1 protein-coding gene is annotated in these 409 nt (G+C 62.8%); it reads right to left on the bottom strand.

Features of this window, described 5'->3' with window-relative positions; translation table 11 throughout:
• Positions 1 to 409, bottom strand: a 409-nt coding sequence (locus JOY50_RS28610) for an immunoglobulin-like domain-containing protein (protein WP_243056183.1), incomplete at both ends; no start/stop codon positions are given.

Raw genomic sequence — 409 nt, 5'->3', positions numbered from 1 at the left:
CCAGGTCGTTGGCCAGGGCGGTATTGATGTGCACGGTGAAGGTCGGTTTGACGTTTTCCGCTACCGAGGTCTGGTCGGCCGTGATGGTGACCTGTACCAGGTCGCCCTGGTTGCCAGTGCCCGGAGTGCCCGAACCTGGTTCGTCGGTGACGGCGGTGCTGACCGGGGTCTTGTCCAGGGTCAGTTGCTCGAACTTGCCGACGTCCGCGCCGGTGACCGACTGGATGGCCTTCACGACCGCAGCGTTAGTGCCGGTGTAGACGTTGTCCGGAGCCGTGACAGTCGCAGTGCCGGTTGTACCGTTAGCCGGGATGGTGATGGTGGTTTTGCCATCGTCCAGGGTAAAGGTCAGCGCCGCGTGCTTGTCGATCGGCAGGCCGTCTTTGTTGGTCAGCGTCACGGTGTAGGT

Origin of the sequence: Pseudomonas sp. BP01, from assembly GCF_022760795.1 — a bacterium.
GTDB lineage: Bacteria > Pseudomonadota > Gammaproteobacteria > Pseudomonadales > Pseudomonadaceae > Aquipseudomonas > Aquipseudomonas putida_Q.
This window is presented reverse-complemented; position numbering and strand designations above follow the sequence as displayed.